General features: G+C 63.9%; 14 protein-coding genes and 1 pseudogene. 8 read left to right on the top strand and 7 right to left on the bottom strand.

The window, feature by feature from the left end; genetic code table 11:
* Window positions 1–39: 39 nt before the first annotated feature.
* The 6 genes from AXW67_RS20095 (at window position 40) to AXW67_RS20070 (ending at window position 7283) form a co-directional block, all read left to right on the top strand.
* Window positions 40–1128, top strand: coding sequence for a mandelate racemase/muconate lactonizing enzyme family protein (locus AXW67_RS20095; RefSeq protein ID WP_063679257.1), 1089 nt, complete (start codon window positions 40–42; stop codon window positions 1126–1128).
* A 104-nt stretch (window positions 1129–1232) separates the two neighbouring features.
* Window positions 1233–2381, top strand: a complete 1149-nt coding sequence (locus tag AXW67_RS20090; protein WP_063679241.1) for an amidohydrolase — start codon at window positions 1233–1235, stop codon at window positions 2379–2381.
* Between the two features lie 359 nt (window positions 2382–2740).
* Window positions 2741–4177 (top strand): sodium:solute symporter family protein, encoded by a 1437-nt coding sequence (locus AXW67_RS20085; RefSeq protein WP_063679240.1) that lies wholly within the window; start codon window positions 2741–2743, stop codon window positions 4175–4177.
* Window positions 4174–5367 carry a sialidase family protein gene (locus AXW67_RS20080; RefSeq protein ID WP_063679239.1) on the top strand — a complete coding sequence of 398 codons (1194 nt, stop codon included), beginning with the start codon at window positions 4174–4176 and terminating at the stop codon, window positions 5365–5367. The genes AXW67_RS20085 and AXW67_RS20080 overlap by 4 nt, the downstream gene beginning before the upstream one ends.
* A gap of 5 nt (window positions 5368–5372) precedes the next feature.
* Window positions 5373–6053, top strand: coding sequence for an SDR family NAD(P)-dependent oxidoreductase (locus tag AXW67_RS20075; protein WP_063679238.1), 681 nt, complete (start codon window positions 5373–5375; stop codon window positions 6051–6053).
* A 78-nt stretch (window positions 6054–6131) separates the two neighbouring features.
* Entirely contained in the window at window positions 6132–7283 is a 1152-nt protein-coding gene (locus tag AXW67_RS20070; protein ID WP_161491274.1) for a caspase family protein, read from the top strand.
* A gap of 23 nt (window positions 7284–7306) precedes the next feature.
* Here AXW67_RS20070 and AXW67_RS20065 read toward each other — a convergent pair whose 3' ends face one another.
* Window positions 7307–8494 carry a CaiB/BaiF CoA transferase family protein gene (locus tag AXW67_RS20065; RefSeq protein WP_063679236.1) on the bottom strand — a complete coding sequence of 396 codons (1188 nt, stop codon included), beginning with the start codon at window positions 8492–8494 and terminating at the stop codon, window positions 7307–7309.
* A 160-nt stretch (window positions 8495–8654) separates the two neighbouring features.
* On the opposite strand from AXW67_RS20065, the pseudogene AXW67_RS44865 reads away from it, so the two are divergent.
* A pseudogene (locus tag AXW67_RS44865) lies at window positions 8655–9238 on the top strand (hypothetical protein).
* 17 nt (window positions 9239–9255) lie between these two features.
* Here AXW67_RS44865 and AXW67_RS20055 read toward each other — a convergent pair.
* The 3 genes from AXW67_RS20055 to AXW67_RS20045 form a co-directional block, all read right to left on the bottom strand.
* Complete coding sequence (locus tag AXW67_RS20055; RefSeq protein WP_063679235.1) at window positions 9256–10092, bottom strand: bifunctional allantoicase/(S)-ureidoglycine aminohydrolase; 837 nt, start codon at window positions 10090–10092, stop codon at window positions 9256–9258.
* A gap of 66 nt (window positions 10093–10158) precedes the next feature.
* Window positions 10159–10662, bottom strand: a complete 504-nt coding sequence (locus AXW67_RS20050; protein ID WP_063679234.1) for an ureidoglycolate lyase — start codon at window positions 10660–10662, stop codon at window positions 10159–10161.
* 27 nt (window positions 10663–10689) lie between these two features.
* Window positions 10690–12024 carry a C4-dicarboxylate transporter DctA gene (locus tag AXW67_RS20045; RefSeq protein WP_063679256.1) on the bottom strand — a complete coding sequence of 445 codons (1335 nt, stop codon included), beginning with the start codon at window positions 12022–12024 and terminating at the stop codon, window positions 10690–10692.
* A 229-nt stretch (window positions 12025–12253) separates the two neighbouring features.
* Between AXW67_RS20045 and AXW67_RS20040 the strand changes: the two genes are divergently transcribed.
* Window positions 12254–13150, top strand: a complete 897-nt coding sequence (locus tag AXW67_RS20040) for a LysR substrate-binding domain-containing protein (protein ID WP_063679233.1) — start codon at window positions 12254–12256, stop codon at window positions 13148–13150.
* A 34-nt stretch (window positions 13151–13184) separates the two neighbouring features.
* On the opposite strand, the gene AXW67_RS20035 is transcribed toward AXW67_RS20040, so the two are convergent.
* The 3 genes from AXW67_RS20035 to AXW67_RS20025 form a co-directional block, all read right to left on the bottom strand.
* Window positions 13185–14267 carry an NAD(P)/FAD-dependent oxidoreductase gene (locus AXW67_RS20035; RefSeq protein ID WP_063679232.1) on the bottom strand — a complete coding sequence of 361 codons (1083 nt, stop codon included), beginning with the start codon at window positions 14265–14267 and terminating at the stop codon, window positions 13185–13187.
* 6 nt (window positions 14268–14273) lie between these two features.
* Window positions 14274–16238: a CTQ-dependent glycine oxidase GoxA gene (goxA, locus tag AXW67_RS20030; RefSeq protein WP_063679231.1), complete on the bottom strand. Its 1965-nt coding sequence runs from the start codon at window positions 16236–16238 to the stop codon at window positions 14274–14276.
* Between the two features lie 265 nt (window positions 16239–16503).
* Window positions 16504–17136 (bottom strand): TetR/AcrR family transcriptional regulator, encoded by a 633-nt coding sequence (locus tag AXW67_RS20025; protein WP_201723695.1) that lies wholly within the window; start codon window positions 17134–17136, stop codon window positions 16504–16506.
* Between the last annotated feature and the right edge of the window lie 170 nt (window positions 17137–17306).

The raw sequence follows: 17306 nt of genomic DNA, 5'->3' as shown, positions 1-17306 counted from the left end.
ACACCGGCCTAGCCTGCCAAGAAAAGCTTGGGAGGACGCATTATGCGCATGGCAACGATCGAGACCGGACTCTACCGGATCCCCCTCCCCGTCACCCTCTCCGACAGCACGCATGGCAGAATCGCGGCGTTCGAGCTGATCACCTGCCGCATCCGCGATGCCGATGGCGCCGAAGGCGTCGGCTACACCTACACCGTTGGCCGGAACGGCGGGGCCGTCGCCGACATCCTCAGCCGCGAGATCTCCGAACTGGTCGAGGGCCGCGAGGCCGACGACACCGAGGCGCTCTGGCATGACGTCTGGTGGGGCCTGCATTATGGCGGGCGCGGCGGGCCGACCGTGCTGGCGCTGTCGGCATTCGATATCGCGCTGTGGGACCTGAAGGCGCGGCGCGCGGAGCTGCCGCTGTTCCGGCTGCTCGGCGGCTTCGATGACCACGTGCCTTGTTACGCCGGCGGCATCGACCTCGATCTTTCCGTCGATGATCTGCTCAAGCAGACCGACGGCAATCTCGCCAAGGGTTTTCGCGCCATCAAGATGAAGGTCGGCCGGCCCGATCTCAAATCCGACGTCGCGCGGGTCTCTGCGATGCGCGAGCATCTCGGCGACGGCTTTCCGCTGATGGCGGACGCCAACATGAAGTGGACGGTCGAGGAAGCCATCCGCGCCGCCCGCGCGCTTCAACCCTTCGACCTCACCTGGCTCGAGGAGCCGATCACACCCGACGATATCGCCGGCCATGTCCGCATCATGCAGGCCGGGGGCGTGCCGATCGCGGCCGGCGAGAATTTGCGCTCGCTCTGGGAGTTCAAGAACTACATCGCGGCCGGCGCGGTGTCCTATCCCGAGCCCGATGTGACCAATTGCGGCGGCGTCTCCGCCTTCATGAAGATCGCGCGGCTCGCGGAGGCCTTCAATCTTCCCGTCACCAGCCACGGCGCACACGACATCACCGTGCACCTGCTCGCGGCCTGCCCGAACCGCTCGTATCTGGAGGCGCACGGCTTCGGGCTCGACAAATATATCGAGCATCCGCTGGTGCTCGAGGACGGCAAGGCGGTGGCACCCAGGCGGGCGGGCCACGGCATCAACTTCGACTGGAAGGGGCTGGCGAAGCTTTCGGCGTAGGCAACGCTTTCTGCTGCAAGCGAGGCATACGCCGGCGCAGGATGCAGCGGCCGGATAATCCGCTATGGTGTCGAACGCCGACACCATCCGAAAGACCAAAAACCTTGACACCCGAGCTTCACCAGAAACTGACCGCGTGGCGCCAGCACCTGCATGCCAACCCGGAGCTGTCCCTGCAGGAGAAGGCGACTGCAGCTTTCGTGCAGGAGAAACTCACCGAGCTCGGCATTCCCTTCGAGGCCGGCATTGGCGGCCTCGGCATCGTTGCGACGCTGACGCGCGGGTCGGCTGACGGCCGCGTCGGTCTGCGCGCCGATATGGACGCGCTGCCGATCACCGAGGATACCGGGCTGGCTTACGCCTCGCGCAATCGCGGCGTGATGCATGCCTGCGGCCATGACGGGCACACGGCCTCTCTGCTCGGCGCGGCGGCGCTGCTGGCGGCGGACACCGACTGGAGCGGCACCGTCGATTTCATCTTCCAGCCGGCCGAGGAAGGCTATGGCGGCGCGCGCGCGATGGTCGGGGCCGGCCTGTTCGACCGTTTCCCGATGACGCAGGTGTTCGGCTTTCACAACTGGCCGGGCCTCGAAGCGGGCACGATCGCAGTCCATGACGGCGTCGTCATGGCCTCCGGCGGACGCGTCAGCATCACGATCGAAGGCCATGCGGGACACGCCGGCATGCCGCATCTGACACGCGATCCGGTGATGGCCGCGGGCCACCTGATCGTGGCGATGCAGTCGATCGTTTCGCGCAGCGTCGATCCGCTCGACACCGCCGTGCTCTCGCTGTGCACGCTCGAAGGCGGCACGGCGCGCAACCAGATCGCCGGGCGCGTCGTGATCGGCGGCACACTGCGGTTTCATCGCGAGGCGGTGAAAAACACCATCGTCGCGCGGATCGACGAGATCTGCGCCGGTATCGCGACGAGCTTTGGCGTCAAGGTCACGCCCGAGATCGTCATGGGCGTCGGCACCGTGATCAACACACCGGCGGAAGCGGGCCTTGCGTGCATCGCCGCGGACAAGGTGCAGGCGCAGCTCAGGACCGGCCTTCCGCCCAGCATGGCCGGCGAGGACTTTGCCTTCTACCTCCAGCACCGGCCCGGCGCCTTCGTCTGGATCGGCAACGGGCCTTTACGCGACGGCGCGGAGCTGCACGGCCCGCGCTACGACTTCAACGACGCGATTTTGCCGGTCGCATCCGGCTGGATGGCCGAGGTCGCCAAGACCGCGCTGTCGACGAATTAGAGCATGTCCGGAAAAGTGTGCAGCGGTTTTCGTTGCGACAAACTCGGAACCCGTTTGCGCGGAGATCGGTTCCGAGCCGCCGTTCCGGATAATGTCTGCGCTGCCGCGCGACGCGCAGCAGACAAATCAGCCAAAACGACCGAAAAGCCTGCAACCCGTTGAACCTGCTGCGGCAATGATCGCGCGACGGGGGCGCGCCTTGCCGCCGCCTCGGCGCGTGCGCTTGACGCAGGGCGCCCATAGGCGTCTAATGTCATTTGACAACAATTGTTCGCATTCCGATCAAACATAATCGAGCGACAACCGGGCAAAGCGGGCCTCACAACACCGCGTCCGCGTCACCAGAGGAAACACCGCCGATGCAAGCCATCCTCAATGGAGAGAGCACGCTCATCGTCACGATGATCGTGGCCTACATCGCCTTCACGTCCTGGCTCACGCTCAAGCTGCGCAGCACGACCAGCGACCAGTTCATGACCGGCGCGCGCGCCATGCCGGCGATCGTCGTCGGCGTGCTGATGATGTCCGAATTCGTCGGCGCCAAGTCGACCGTCGGCACGGCGCAGGAGGCGTTCCAGTCCGGCATGGCTGCGGGGTGGGCCGTGCTCGGCGCCTCGATCGGCTTTCTGCTGTTCGGCCTCCTGATGGTGAAGAAGCTCTACAATTCCGGCGAATACACCATCTCGGCCGCGATCGCGCAGAAATACGGCAAGTCGACCATGCTCACGGTGTCGGTGATCATGATCTACGCGCTCTTGCTCGTGAATGTCGGCAATTATGTCAGCGGAGCGGCTGCGATCGCCACCGCGCTGCATGTCAGCCTGCCGGTCGCGATGTGCATCATCGCCGTGGTCAGCACCTTCTATTACGTATTGGGCGGGCTGAAGGGCGTCGCCTGGGTGACGATCCTGCACAGCGCCTTCAAGGTCGTCGGCATTCTCATCATCTTCGCGGTTGCGATGTCGCTGACCGGCGGCGTTGCACCGATGCAGGCCAAGCTGCCCGCCTACTACTTCAGCTGGGACGGCAAGATCGGCTTTGCCACCATCTTCGCCTGGACCTTCGGCACGGTCGGCGCGATCTTCTCGACGCAGTTCATTGTCCAGGCGATCTCCTCGACGCCGAGCGCGGATGATGCCCGCAAGGCGACCCTCTATGCCGCGGCGTTCTGCCTTCCGCTCGGTTTCCTGCTCGCCCTGATCGGCGTCGCGGCGAAGTTCCTCTATCCCGACATGAACAGCCTCTATGCGCTGCCGGTGTTCCTGGAGAAGATGCCGCCGCTGGCCTCCGCCTTCGTCACGACCTCGCTGGTCGCCTCGATCTTCGTCAGCGTCTGCACGGTTGCGCTGGCGATTGCCTCGCTGGTGGTGCGCGATTTCTACGTCCCCCATTGGAAGCCGACCCCGGAGCGCGAATTGAAGATGACCCGCGTGTTCTCGGTCGCGATCGGCATCGTGCCACTGGTCTTCGTCTTCTTCATTCCCGAGATCCTCAAGCTGTCGTTCTTCACGCGCGCGCTGCGCCTGTCGATCACGATCGTCGCGATGATGGGCTTCTACCTGCCGCTGTTCGCGAGCAATCGCGGCGCCACGGCCGGCCTGATCGGCGCCGCGATCTCGACGACGGTCTGGTACGTGCTCGGCAATCCCTTCGGCATCGACAACATGTATGTCGCCGCCGTGACGCCGCTGGTCGTGATGGCGGTCGAGCGCCTCGTGCTGGGCCGCCCACCCGCCAGCCTCGCCTCGGCCCAGACGGCGCAACACGATGCATTGATGGAAAGGACCTCAACATGATCATGGAACGCGAGACTGCGGCCGACGGCGTCGTTCGCCAGACCGCCGGCGATCCCGACCGGTTCGACGCCTTCATTCCCTCGCCCTGCGTGCAGAATCACGCGGCCAATTTGATGCCGCTCGCCAACGGCGATCTCGCCTGCGTCTGGTTCGGCGGCACGCAGGAGGGCATGTCGGACATCTCGGTCTATTTCTCGCGCCTTGCCCGCGGCGCGACGCAATGGTCGCCGGCCGAAAAGCTGTCCGACGATTCCGCCCGATCCGAGCAGAACCCGGTGCTGTTCCCTGCCCCGGACGGCACGCTCTGGCTGATATGGACGGCGCAGCTTGCGGGCAACCAGGACACCGCCCTGATCCGCCGCCGCATCTCCCGCGACCACGGCCGTAGCTGGGGCCCGATCGAGACGCTGTTTCCCGAGCAGCGCGGCCGCGGCACCTTCATCCGGCAGCCGATTGTCGTGCTCGACAATGGCGACTGGCTGCTGCCGGTCTTCTACTGCCACAGCACGCCGGGACGGAAATGGAACGGCGACGAGGACACCAGCGCGGTGAAGATTTCCTCCGATGCCGGCGCGACCTGGCGCGATGTGGACGTCCCGGGAAGCCGCGGCTGCGTCCATATGTGCATTGCGCGCCTCGACGACGGCTCGCTGCTCGCGCTGTTTCGCAGCCGCTGGGCTGACAACATCTACGAGAGCCGCTCCACCGATCACGGCCGCACCTGGTCGGCGCCGGTTGCGACGGCGCTTCCGAACAACAATTCCTCAATTCAGTTCACGCGCCTTGCCAACGGTCATCTCGCGCTGGTCTTCAACGACAGCAGCGCGGCTGCTGCGACCGAGCGCCGCCTGTCGCTCTATGACGAGATCGAGGACGACCTTCCGCCGGTGATCGCCGGCGACGGCAACGCGGCGGACGGTCGCACCGCGTTCTGGGGCGCGCCACGGGCGCCGATGACACTCGCCGTCTCCACCGACAGCGGACGAAGCTGGACGAAGCGCGATGTCGAGACCGGCGACGGCTATTGCATGACCAACAATTCCCGCGACCAGACCAACCGCGAATTGTCCTACCCCTCCGTCAAGCAGAGCGCGGATGGCGCGCTTCACCTCGCCTTTACCTTCCATCGCCGCGCGATCAAGTATGTGCGCGTCACCGAGACATGGGTGACGCTCGCCCGCTGCAGCTAGAAACCATGGAGAAGAGGCCCCACGCGCTCGTCACGGGCGCCAGTTCTGGGATCGGCGCGGCGGTCGCCACGCGCCTCCTGCGCGACGGCTGGCGCGTGACCGGCGTCAGCCGCCGTCCTGCGCCGTTCGACCATCCCGCCTTTGATCACCTGTCGCTCGACTTGAGCGACGTCGACACCATTGCGGGCGCCGTAGCGGCCCTGGAGCCGACCGCGCTTGTTCATGCAGCCGGCATGCTCAAGGTCGGTCCGCTCGGAGCGCTCAACCACGACGACGGCGCCGCGATGTGGCGGCTGCATGTCGATGTCGCCGAGCGCCTCGCCAACGCGCTCGCGCCTCGCCTGCCCGAAGGCGGGCGCATCGTGCTGATCGGCAGCCGCACCGCATCGGGCGCGGCCGGCCGCGGGCAATATGCCGCGACGAAAGCGGCGCTGGTCGCCCTCGCCCGATCCTGGGCAATGGAGCTCGCGCCGAAAGGCATCACCGTCAATGTCGTCGCGCCGGCCGCCACCGAGACGCCGATGCTGAAGGACCCGACGCGCGCCGATGTCGCGCCAAAACTGCCGCCGATCGGCCGCTTCATTCGTCCGGAGGAAGTCGCGGGCGCAGTCGCATTCCTGCTCTCGGCGGAAGCCGCCGCCATCACCGGCCAGCAGATCGTGATCTGCGGCGGCAGCTCGCTCTGATCTTCACGAGGAATCGACCCGTGGCTGCTCCGGATCGGTTGCTGTACGATGCATCTCGTTCAAGCAAGCGAGATCCAGATGAACCGGCGCGAGTTTGTTTCGGGATTGACCCTTGCAACCGCGTTTGCAGGTCTGCTGCCGACCGGCGCCGCGGCGGAGGGCAAGCGGGTCGCGCTGGTGATAGGCAACGGTGCCTACAGGAACGTGCCCACGCTGCTCAATCCGCCGAACGACGCCGGCGACATCGCCGCGGCGCTGAAGCGGCTCGGCTTCTCGGTCTCCCTGATCACCAACGCCAGCTTCGATGAGATGCGTCGCGGCCTGATCGCATTCGGTCGCGAGGCCGCTGGTGCCGACATGGCGACTGTGTACTTCGCAGGCCATGGCATGGAGATCAATGGCGAAAACTGGTTGATCCCGATCGACGCTGAACTGAAGCGGGACACGGATGCGGCAAACGAAGCCATCAGCCTGCAGGGCGTGATGTTGCAGGTTTCCAACACCACGAGCCTTGGCCTCGTCATCCTCGACGCCTGTCGCAACAATCCATTTGCCGTCAAGATGAACCGCTCGCTCGCCACGCGGGCGGCCCCGAGCGGCGGGCTCGGCCGCATCGAGCCCGTCGGTAACGTCCTCGTCGCTTATGCTGCACGGGACGGCACCACGGCGCTTGACGGTGACGCGCGCAACAGCCCGTTTGCGGCTGCGCTCCTGCGCAACATCGAGGCGCCTGGCGTCGAGGTTACATTCATGTTCCGTAACGTGCGCGACGACGTGATGGAAGCGACCCGCAACGAGCAGCAGCCCTTCGTCTACGGCTCGCTGTCGCGCAAGGCGATTTATCTCGCCGGCCGGCCATCGGGCGGCGCCGAGGGAGCCGAGCCTGTCACCGCGCGTCCGGCCGTGGTCTCCCCTGCACCCGCGCCGACATCATCGACGATCGATCCTGCGCTGGTCGGCACCTGGGAGATCATGGTGCCGAGCGGCCGAGGACAGTCGCGATGGATCTGGCAGATCATGGGTGACGGCACCTACAAATTCCACGCCGAGCCACAGCGCTCGGCTCGTCCGCACGAAGGCATGATGACGGCCGCGAATGGCCGCTGGACCCTGCATGCCCTCAGAGGCCTCTCGGGCTATAGCGATGCTGGCGCATACGAGATCCGCGACACGCTGGCGGTGATCACGGGCAAGCTGGGCACCGGCGCCTGGAAGCGCAGCGCGGAGTGACGGCGTGGCCCGATACATATCCGCTAGATGATGCCGTCTTGCCGAAGCACTGCAATCGCTGCCGCGTCGTAGCCGAGTTCGGCCAGGACAAGGTCGGTATGCTCGCCGAGCGTCGGCGCACGCGTCGCGATCTCACCCGGCGTTTCCGACAGCCGGACGGCGGCGCGTGCGACCGGCGCGCGTTTCGGCAAGCCCGGATAATCGACGTCCTGCATGAAGCCGGCGGCGCGAATGTGCGGATGATCCAGCGCCTGTTGCGGGCTCAGGACGGGCCCGGCGGGAATCATCGCACGTCCCAGCGTATCGACAGCCTCCTGCGTGGTGCGCTCGGCGCACCAGCGCGCCATCCGCGCGCTGATGATGGGACCGTTGTCGCCGCGCTTGATGTCGTCGGCAAAACGCGGATCGCCGAGCCATTGCTCCTCCTCACCCATCAGCTTCGCCCAGCGCTTGAATAGCGGATGACCCGTGACCTGGCACAGCACCCAGCCGTCCCTGGTGCGGTAGATGTCGGCCGGCGCGGCGGTCTGGCCGAGATTTCCGGTCGGAACGCGATTGACGTTGATTACCGCCTGCTCGATCAGCGTGGCATTGGTGAAGGACAGCGCGGTGGCAAGCAGCGCGCCCTCGACGATCTGCCCGCGCCCGGATTTTCCGCGCTCGATCAGCGCGGCAAGTGTCCCGAACGCGCAATGCAGCGCAGTTCCGAAATCGACCCAGTTCACCGCGGCCCGGTAAGGCGGATCGCCTTCGCCCGTCATGTACACCGAACCCGACATGACCTGCCCGACACCGTCGAAGCCGACGCGGTCGGACCAGGGCCCCGGCCCGCCGAACGCCGTTGCCGTCGTCAGGATGATGTCGGGCTTGATCGCCTTCAATGAGCAGTAATCGAGCTTCATTGCGCGCAGGGTCTGCGGCGGCAGGTTGGCGACGACGACGTCCGCGGTCGCGACCAGGCGGCGCATCACCTCCTGTCCCGCCGGCTTCATCGGATCGAGCGTGACGCACTTCTTGTTGCGGTTGACCTGCAGAAACAGCGCGCCTTCGCCGCTCTCGCCGACCGGCGCTACGAAGCGATCCTCGCTGCCGTCGCGCTTTTCCACGCGAATGACCTCGGCGCCGAATTCGGCCAGCAATGTCGCGCAATACGGCCCCGCGATATAGCGCCCGAAATCGAGGACGCGCACGCCCTCCAGAACTCCCCCCATCGATCTCTTCCCTTATGTTTCGGCCAGATTACAGGGAACAGCTTCCACGGCAAGTTGGCAACCGCTAGTCTATGCCAGCAGAAGTGATCACCCTGTGGTTCGACTGGTCGCTGTTCTGCTCTAGTATGCCTCGTCCGTCATCCGTACCCAGGGCCGCCCTATGCCGCAGCAATTCGACCGATCCACCGAGGATCTCGGCAACGCGATCCATCTCGAGCACGTCAACATCCAGGTCCCGGATCAGCGCCTCGCCAGCTTGTTTTACGTCGCGGGGCTCGGGCTCACCCGCGACCCCTACCTGATGGTGTCCGACACCAACATGTGGATCAATGCCGGCCAGAGCCAGTTTCACTTGCCGAGCGGCAAACCCCAGGTGCTGCGCGGTCACGTCGGACTGGTCGCGGCCAGCATCTGTTGTTCCGCGAGACCGACCGGCCCCAGCCGGACTATGACGGCCATCATGTGCAGATGTACATCACCGATTTCTCCGGTCCCTACCGAAGGTTATCGGCGCGCAAGCTGATCTCCCGCGAGGACAATCAATACCAGTACCGGTTTTGCGACATCGTCGATCCCAGCAGCGGCAAGCATCTCTTCATGGTCGAGCACGAGGTGCGCAGCGCAACCCACCCGATGTTCATGCGGCCGATGGTCAATCGCAATCCGGCGCTGACCAACCGCAACTACGCTTTCGGCCACGATCAATCGCTCTGGGCGATAGGGCTGGATCAGTACGAGGGATAGGGAGCGGCACGGAGAGCCTACGCCGCTCCCGGGACCCTCAGGTTCATATGCCGGTTGACGTCCTTGTAAAGAAGATAGCGAAACCTACCGGGGCCACCTGCGTAGCACGCCTGCGGGCAGAACGCGCGTAGCCACATATAGTCTCCGGCCTCGACCTCCACCCAATCCTGATTGAGACGGTAAACGGCTTTGCCCTCCAGGACATAAAGGCCATGTTCCATGACGTGCGTCTCTGCGAAGGGGATCGACGCGCCCGGCTCGAACGTGACGATATTGAGGTGCATGTCATATCGCATATCGGCCGGATCGATGAAGCGTGTGGTCGCCCACCGTCCGTCCGTGTCGGGCATGGGTGTCGGCGCAACCGAGTCTTCATTCATCACGATGAGATCGGGCGCAGCGAGCCCGGCCACCCGCTGGTATAGTTTGCGGATCCAATGAAACTGCGCCGGGCTCGAGCTGCGGTTGCGAATGCGCCAGGCGCAGCCGGGCGGGATATAGGCAAAGCTACCCGGCAGCAGCTCCCGTTCTCCATCTGCGAGCGCGAGACTCAACTTGCCGCCGACGACAAAGAGCGCAGCTTCGGCCTCCTTATCCGGTTCCGGCATTTCACTTCCTCCAGCCGGCGCCACGTCCATCAGATAATGGGCAAACGTCTCGGCGAAACCGGAGAGCGGTCGCGCCAGCACCCAGAGGCGCGTGTTGCCCCAGTGCGGCAGATGACTGACGACGATATCGCGCTGCACTCCGTTGGGTATGACGGCATATGCGTTCGTAAACACTGCGCGGCCGCTCAAGAGATCCGTCTGGCGCGGATGGCCACCCTGCGGCACGTGATAGGTTCGCGATGACATTCTCAAGCCTCGTGAAAGTTACCGGTGCAACGTGTCAACGTGCAGCTGCCCTGCCCGCGGACCAAATTACGAAAGGGGGATCCGGTTAAGATCGAGCTGCATCGTCTCGTCCAACCAATGCTCTTCGAGATTCCCGTCATCGGCCTTTCGGTCGACAACAAGGAACGGGCTTGCGTCCTTGAGAGCAAGGAGCGGATGGTGCCAGCAATTCCGGGCATAGTTCACACCCTGGTGCCCCGTTGCCGCGAACGCCCGATAGCTGGAGGGTGCGAGGGGATCCGTGCAGACCACGACCAGCCAGTCCGCTCCGTTCAAGGGCATGAACATTTGGCTCCCAAGCGGGTGGCGCTCCATCAGGCGAATCGCGATCGGCGCAGGCCGCACCGAGGCAACGAACCAGCTGATGTTGATCTGTCCCCCCTCCGCAGCAACATCGATCCTGGCGAGGTCGTTGAAGCGCCGCGCATAGCCCTGGTTGATCGACAGCGGCGTCAACCCGTCGGTTTCGACCACTTCACCGAACGGCGCGAACGCCTGCTTCGTCAAGCGCTCAATCGAAAGCGTCAGCATCGCCGGACCTTATCCGCATTCTCGTTTTCAAGACGTCTGCAGACCTGCGACCGGAGCATCTGGGTCGAGTGTATCGACACCTGGAGTCTCACTTGCGGGATCTACCTCGCCGTTCAGGATGCGATGCGTCTTCGCCCGATCGAGATCGCCTTCCCATGAGGCGACGACGACGGTCGCAACGCAATTTCCAACATAGTTGCCGAGCGCGCGGGCGATGCCGATGAACCAGTCCACGGACAGAATGAGGACCAGTCCGATCGCCGGAATCGCCGGAATTGCCGCCAGAGTCGCCGCGAGAACGACGATGGCCGATCCCGGAACACCGTGAGCACCCTTGGAGGTCAGTAGCGCAATGCCAAGGATCGCCATCAGATCACCCGTAGCAAGCGGCGTATTGGTCGCCTGCGCGATGAACACCGCTGCCAGGGTCAGGTAGATCGAGAACGCGTCCAGATTGAACGAGTACCCGGTCGGGATCACCAGGCCGACCGTTGAACGCTTGATACCCAACAGCTCGAGCTTTCGCATGGTCTGCGGAAGCACGCTGTCGCCCGCAGCGGTGCCGAGAACAATCATCAGCTCCTCGCGCAGGTAGGCGAGTAGCTTGAACAGGCTGAAGCCCGACAGCCGCATGATCGCTCCGAGCACGACAACCACGAAGAGGATCACCGACAAGTAGAACAGTGCAACCAGTCCCCCGAGTTGCTTGAGCGAACCAATTCCGTACTTGCCGACGGTGAAGGCGATCGCGCCGAAGACACCGATCGGGGCAAGCCGGACGACGAAATTCATCATCTTGAAGATGATCTCGTTCGCGCGCTCGATGAACTCGACGACCGGCTTGGCGCGTTCGCCGCACAGTGACGCGGCGCAACCAAACATGATCGAGACGATCAGCACTTGCAGGACATCGCCTGAACTGAAAGCACCCACCATCGTCGAGGGGATGAGCTTCATCAGGAATTCGGAGACGCCGCCGCCTGCGACCTGAGCCGCGGTCTGACTGAACCCGCTGAGTGCCTTGGCGTCCAGCGTTCTCGGGTCGATGTTCATGCCGGCGCCGGGCTGGAAGTAATAGGCCAGCGCGATGCCGAACACCAAAGCGATGGTGGTCACGATCTCGAAATAGAGAAGCGAACGGATGCCGACCCTTCCGACTTTCGAGAGATCGCCGGCCGCTGAAATTCCCTGCACCACGACGCAGAACACGATGACGGGCACCAGCATCTTTATGAGCTTGATGAAGCCGTCGCCGAGAGGCTTCATCTGCAACGCAATGTCCGGATAGGCAACGCCGAGCGCGATACCGGCTGCGAGTGCAACGACCACCTGGAAGAAGAGTGACTTGAAGATCTTGGGCACGGCTTTCCTCGCTCGCTGGGCTTCCATCGGTCTGGCTTGGTCGGCCTGAGCCTCTGCCACTCTTGTCTTTGGCGACGACGGGGTCGCTGCGTACCGAGCCGTCCGTCGACGGACTAGCTCTCGATGCGGAACGTGCGACGCGACATCGAGACGGCTCTATCGGTCATTCGTTGACGATGCTCGATGGCAAGTCCAATATATAGAACGACACGATCAATAGGTTTTTGCTATGGATCTCCGCCAGCTCCGATACTTCGTTGCAGTTGCCGAAGAGCGCAGTTTCACCCTCGCCGCTCGACGGTTGAACCTCTCGCAGCCGCCGCTGAGCCAACACATTCAGACGCTCGAGGCCGAGCTCGGGACTCAACTCCTCTACAGGACCAGCCGCAGGGTCGAGTTGACGCAGGCCGGCGAAGCCATGCTGGTGCGGGGGCGCGCGATCCTGCAACAGGTCAAAGCCACGGAAACCGAAGTTCGGTCGATCGGCGCGGGCCTGGTCGGCACGCTGGATGTCGGAGCAACCGGCTCCATCCTGCGCGGTCGTCTTGCCGAGATGCTCGCGGCCTACCGCAAGGTCGCTCCATCGGTGAAGATGACAGTGCATGAGCAGGCACCGGCGCTGCAGATCGCGGCACTCCTCAACCGCACGACGAACATCTGTCTCATTCGCGGCATTCCCGCCGAACGCGGTCTGACCAGCGAGCTCGCATGGCGGGAGCAGGTTGTTCTCGCAGTGCCCCGCACCCATCGACTGGCGCAACGCAAGCGCATCGCCCTCGGCGAACTGGCGTCGGAGGATCACGTCATCCTGGATCCGGATAGCTCCGATTATGCGCGCTATGTCCAGAAATGCTGTGTCGATGCGGGCTTCCTGCCGCGGGTGTCCCAACAGGTCGTCGACGCCCAGTCGATGCCCAGTTTGATTGCCGCGGGTTTCGGCGTGGCACTCGTGCCCGCGTCGATTGCGCGCTTCACGACGGCCGACATCGTATTCCTTCCGATCAGGCCCTCACCGCCCGCGGCCGACGTTTTTCTGGTGTCCAGAGAAGACGAGACGTCGATGGTGGTGCACAACTTCATCAGGCTGGCCCTCCGACACCTGAGCCACCGCAAGAGCCTGAGCTAGTTCCCCCGCCGCTTCGAGCCGATGCGGTTGCGGATCAGACCCCTTCGGGCGAAGTGCCGTTGCGCTGCCGCCAGAATGGCGCGTCGGGAAAGCGATGTTCGGATGCGTAGATTGCGCTCTGCGTGGCGAGATAGGACGCGATCCCTTCCAGGAACTGTCGTTCATATTGCCGGAGAGCAGTGTCATTCCGAGCCAAGAGGCCCATTGCACTCTCGGCAGCCTGGATGCCGCTCCAGAGCGCGGTGGCAAGACCGTTCGCGCCCAACGGATCGAGGGCACTCGCGGCATCACCAGCCCGGACGATGCGATGGTCGATCAACTTTGACGTTGTTACGGTGCTCGCCGGCGCGAATTGCAGTTGTGCGCACGTCGCCACGTCGATGCCCAGGCTCGCCAGGCGCGCCGAGACCGCGCTGGTCTGCGAAGCCATGTGTGCCCACAGATGCATGTCTTTGCGCAGTCCCGCTGGCAGCAAATCCGAATCCGTAAAGAAGCCGAGCAGGATCCGGTCGCGGGGCATCACCGACATGTACCACCACCCCGTCGCCACGGCCTCGACAAGAGTAGCCGGCACGGCTTCAGCACCATCCTCGAGGTCGAAGATGCCGTAACAGGCCACCAATTTGTCGAGGCGGCGAAGCGGCGCTTCGGATCCGGCCGTCACGGCAGAGCGGCCCGTGCAATCGACGACGAACTCCGCTTCGATCGAGGAGCCGTTGGCAAGATCGACAACGACGCGTGTCGGCGATCTCGATAGCTGCCGAGCCTCGGTGGAGAGCCGCTCGACGCCGTCGGCGTCAAGCGAGTCCGCCATGCGCTGTTCGAGCCGTTGCCGATCGATATGCCAGCCCGATTCCTGGTGTAACGTGTCGCGCCGGAGCGCGGCGCGACCCCACACGGAATAGCGTCCCTGACACGCGATCGCGGTCTCCGCGTCGAGCAAGCCTGTCCAGTCGAGGCTTTCCAGATAGGGAGACGCCCGAAACGAGAGCGTTTCGCCGCGATTGGCGACGTCGTGTCCGGGCGCAATGAGAAGGGGACGGCATCCGCGCCGCAACAGGGTGCGGGCGCAGGCCATCCCTGCCATTCCCGCGCCCAGAATTACGACCTCGTGCATTCCCGTCTAGGTGGGGTCTTTGATCGCCGAGAGATCGAGCGTACCGCGCTGCACTTCGACAAAGACATCCTGGGGAATGCCGGGGAGATCCTTCGGTCCGGTGCGGCGCACGACGACGCCCATTTGCGTCCACAGCGCGATCATTCGCCGTAGTCCGTCGGTGTAGCTGGCCTCGACATGTAGACCGATTCCAGCCGCCCCCCGCGACCATGCAACTCGCGAGTGATAGAAGCGAAGTCGCTCTTCGGCCGAAAGATCCGCCCGCATCATCTGCTTGTAGAAGCCTTCCGGCAGCACATCGACGGGGAGGAGTGCGGGCCACCATACGGGTGTCGGGAAACCCTCTCCGGTGAGCACGGACTGGCAACTGAACGCATCGCCCTGCCAGGGGACGCCCATCCATCGCGTGAGGTCGCCCGGTGCCTGCGGCCCGACGGGTGCACCGTCGTCGCTCCGGCCGGGATGACCGGAGAAGACGTTTTGTGGATTGAGCTGCAAGCCCACGTCCTGAACGAGGCTCTTCCTTTTGGAGATGGCGATGCGGAAGGGCAGCGGCGTTTCCTTCGTCGAACGATAAAGCTCGGCGTGACGGATCGGCCATGTAATTTCCACGCCTGGATGGAACGCACCACCCGAACACGCATCCAGCGCCGCGCGGGTGAGCGCTTCCGGCCGCAGCGACAACGGCATGTCGTCGAGCTGCGCGACGGCGTCGGCTGCCGAATCGTTGAAGTCGTTGGTGAACGCACCTTTGGCCCAGAGGCTCAGGATCTGGTATTGGGTGGACGTCAGCGTGAGCCAGCTATTCGGGCTTGCCGGGAAGTTGACGCCATCACCCAGCATTGGCGGCAGCGCGTCGGCGCGACGGTCTTCGCCGCCGGGCTTGCGGAATGCAGCGAGAACCTTTTCGCGTGCGGGACGGGCCTTTTCCGTGGGGTCAGCAAGCGTTTTGATCACGACCGGATCCGAAAGGTCGTCAAGATCCTTCCAGGCCTTGCTGAGGTAGGACGCCTGCACAATCCACTGCATCATGCCGGAACGCCGCAGGATCGGGAGGACATCCCGGCGGAACGACACCGGTGCGGCCGGCATTTTCATATGCCCAGACGCGATCATCGCTTCACGTGCAGCGTCGTAGAGACTGACGATCGGTTCGATCTGGGGCGCGAATTTCGGACCGCAGCAGACCACCCAGGCCGGCTCGCAATCCACGTCCGCACCGCCGATCCGGACCGTGCCCTTCACCCAGCCATCACACCAGTCATCATGCCATCCGTCATTGTTGGTGAAATCGCGCACCGGATTCTGCGGCAGAGCGGAATTCGAGACGCCATCGGCAGGAAACACCAGAAGACGACCGGCGTCGTCGGTGCGCAGATGACCGAGCGTCACCGGCATGTTCTTCCAGAACCGACCAGCCATGCGGTAGGTCGTGTCGCGCCCGTCCGCATTCGTCGAAGCGCCATCGATCCGAACCGGGCCGGCGTCGATGACCAGCATCTCTTCGCGGCGAGCGTGCTCGATTTGGGCGTTACGCGGCGCGCCGGGAATGCCGGGCGCGCTGTCGCCACCATCCATCGCGTTTGAGTAGCCGTACCAGGCCGCCTTGCTGTTGGCCACGTGCACGGTCCAGCGCAGACCATCGGATGCACCCAGCTCGCGCACCACGCGCCCCTGATCGTCATAGCCGTACACGCGAAAACGCTGGACTTGCTTCTTGAGACGGCTCGGTCCCTGCTTGAAACCGCCCGGCGGCTCCGTCATCAGCCCGGGAACCTCGGGTGCGATAAACCATTCATCGCCATTGCCGACGCGGGAAAAGCCGATCGCCGGGAAAATCGCCGCACGCACGATGCGCGCGCCGGCCGGCGCTGGCTCCTGCGCCTGCACCGGCAGCACCGCCGCCTTGAAAAGCGCAGGCGCAGCAAAACCGAGCGCGGATGCGTTGATCAGAAAATCGCGGCGCTTCATGAAATGAGAATCTCCGGCTTTGATCTGCTATTGCCGGCGGATTCGCGCAGCGGTTGCAGAAACCGGACAAGCACTAGGTAAAATTCTTTAACGGGCGATTATCATCGCTTCGCGCGCATGACCGCGGAGAAGGTGCAAGCATCGCTGCGCCGCGACCTCGCCTCCCGGATGCCGGTGAAGATTTCGCCTTCTACCTGCACACCGGCCTGGTGCCTTCGTCTGGATCGGCAACGCGACGCTGCGCGACGGCACAAAGCTTCACGGCTCACGAGGTCAACGCGGCACCCCGCCGAATGAGACTGCCGAATACGATCCTCTTGAACTCCCTCAAGGCAGTGTCGTTCTTGTCAGCGCGCATGCGCAGGAGGGCCCCCTCCCAGCTATTCAACAAAAAGTCAGCCAGCGAAGTGGCTGAAAATTCGAGTGAGATCTCGCCGACATTCTGGCCCTCTGAGATGCATTGCTCAAACACGGCACTCCAGGATTTGAAGTGCTTCATCAATTGCTGACGTATCATCGCACTGTGGTCGGCAGCCTCCGCGCTGAAATTGCCGAGCAGGCAGCCGCGCACGAAGTTGGACTTCCGAAACGCCGCGATACGATCGTCGAAAAAGGCCTCGAGACGAGCCACCGGGGTCATTTCGGCATTGCAAAGGAAGGCGCGCAGCCTTGTCAGGCCGCGATCGGAATATGCGTCGATCACTTCAGCCCCGAATGCCTCTTTGCTGGCGAAGTATGTGTAAAACGACCCCTTCGGGACTTCTGCCTGCTCAACGATGCCTTGGATTCCGGAGGCGGAATAGCCGTCAGCGTGGATCACCCTGAGGCCGGCTTCGATCAGGTTTTCCCGTGTGCCGTGCTTCGGCTTCGGACCGCGGCGGGCTTGGCGAGTTTCCATTTCCATGCCTCTTGACTAATTGCAGACGACCGGTCATATTTTAATTTATAGACACGCAGGAACGGCTGTCAAGCAGCCTGTTCCGCCTGCGCGCCTGGTTACTTCTCCGTGGCGCACGGCTTCGCCGACGACCTGGTTTCGTGAGTCCCCTCATGCCGACCGGCCTCTCC

It is taken from the genome of Bradyrhizobium neotropicale, from assembly GCF_001641695.1.
GTDB classification, from domain to species: Bacteria; Pseudomonadota; Alphaproteobacteria; order Rhizobiales; family Xanthobacteraceae; genus Bradyrhizobium; species Bradyrhizobium neotropicale.
This window is presented reverse-complemented; position numbering and strand designations above follow the sequence as displayed.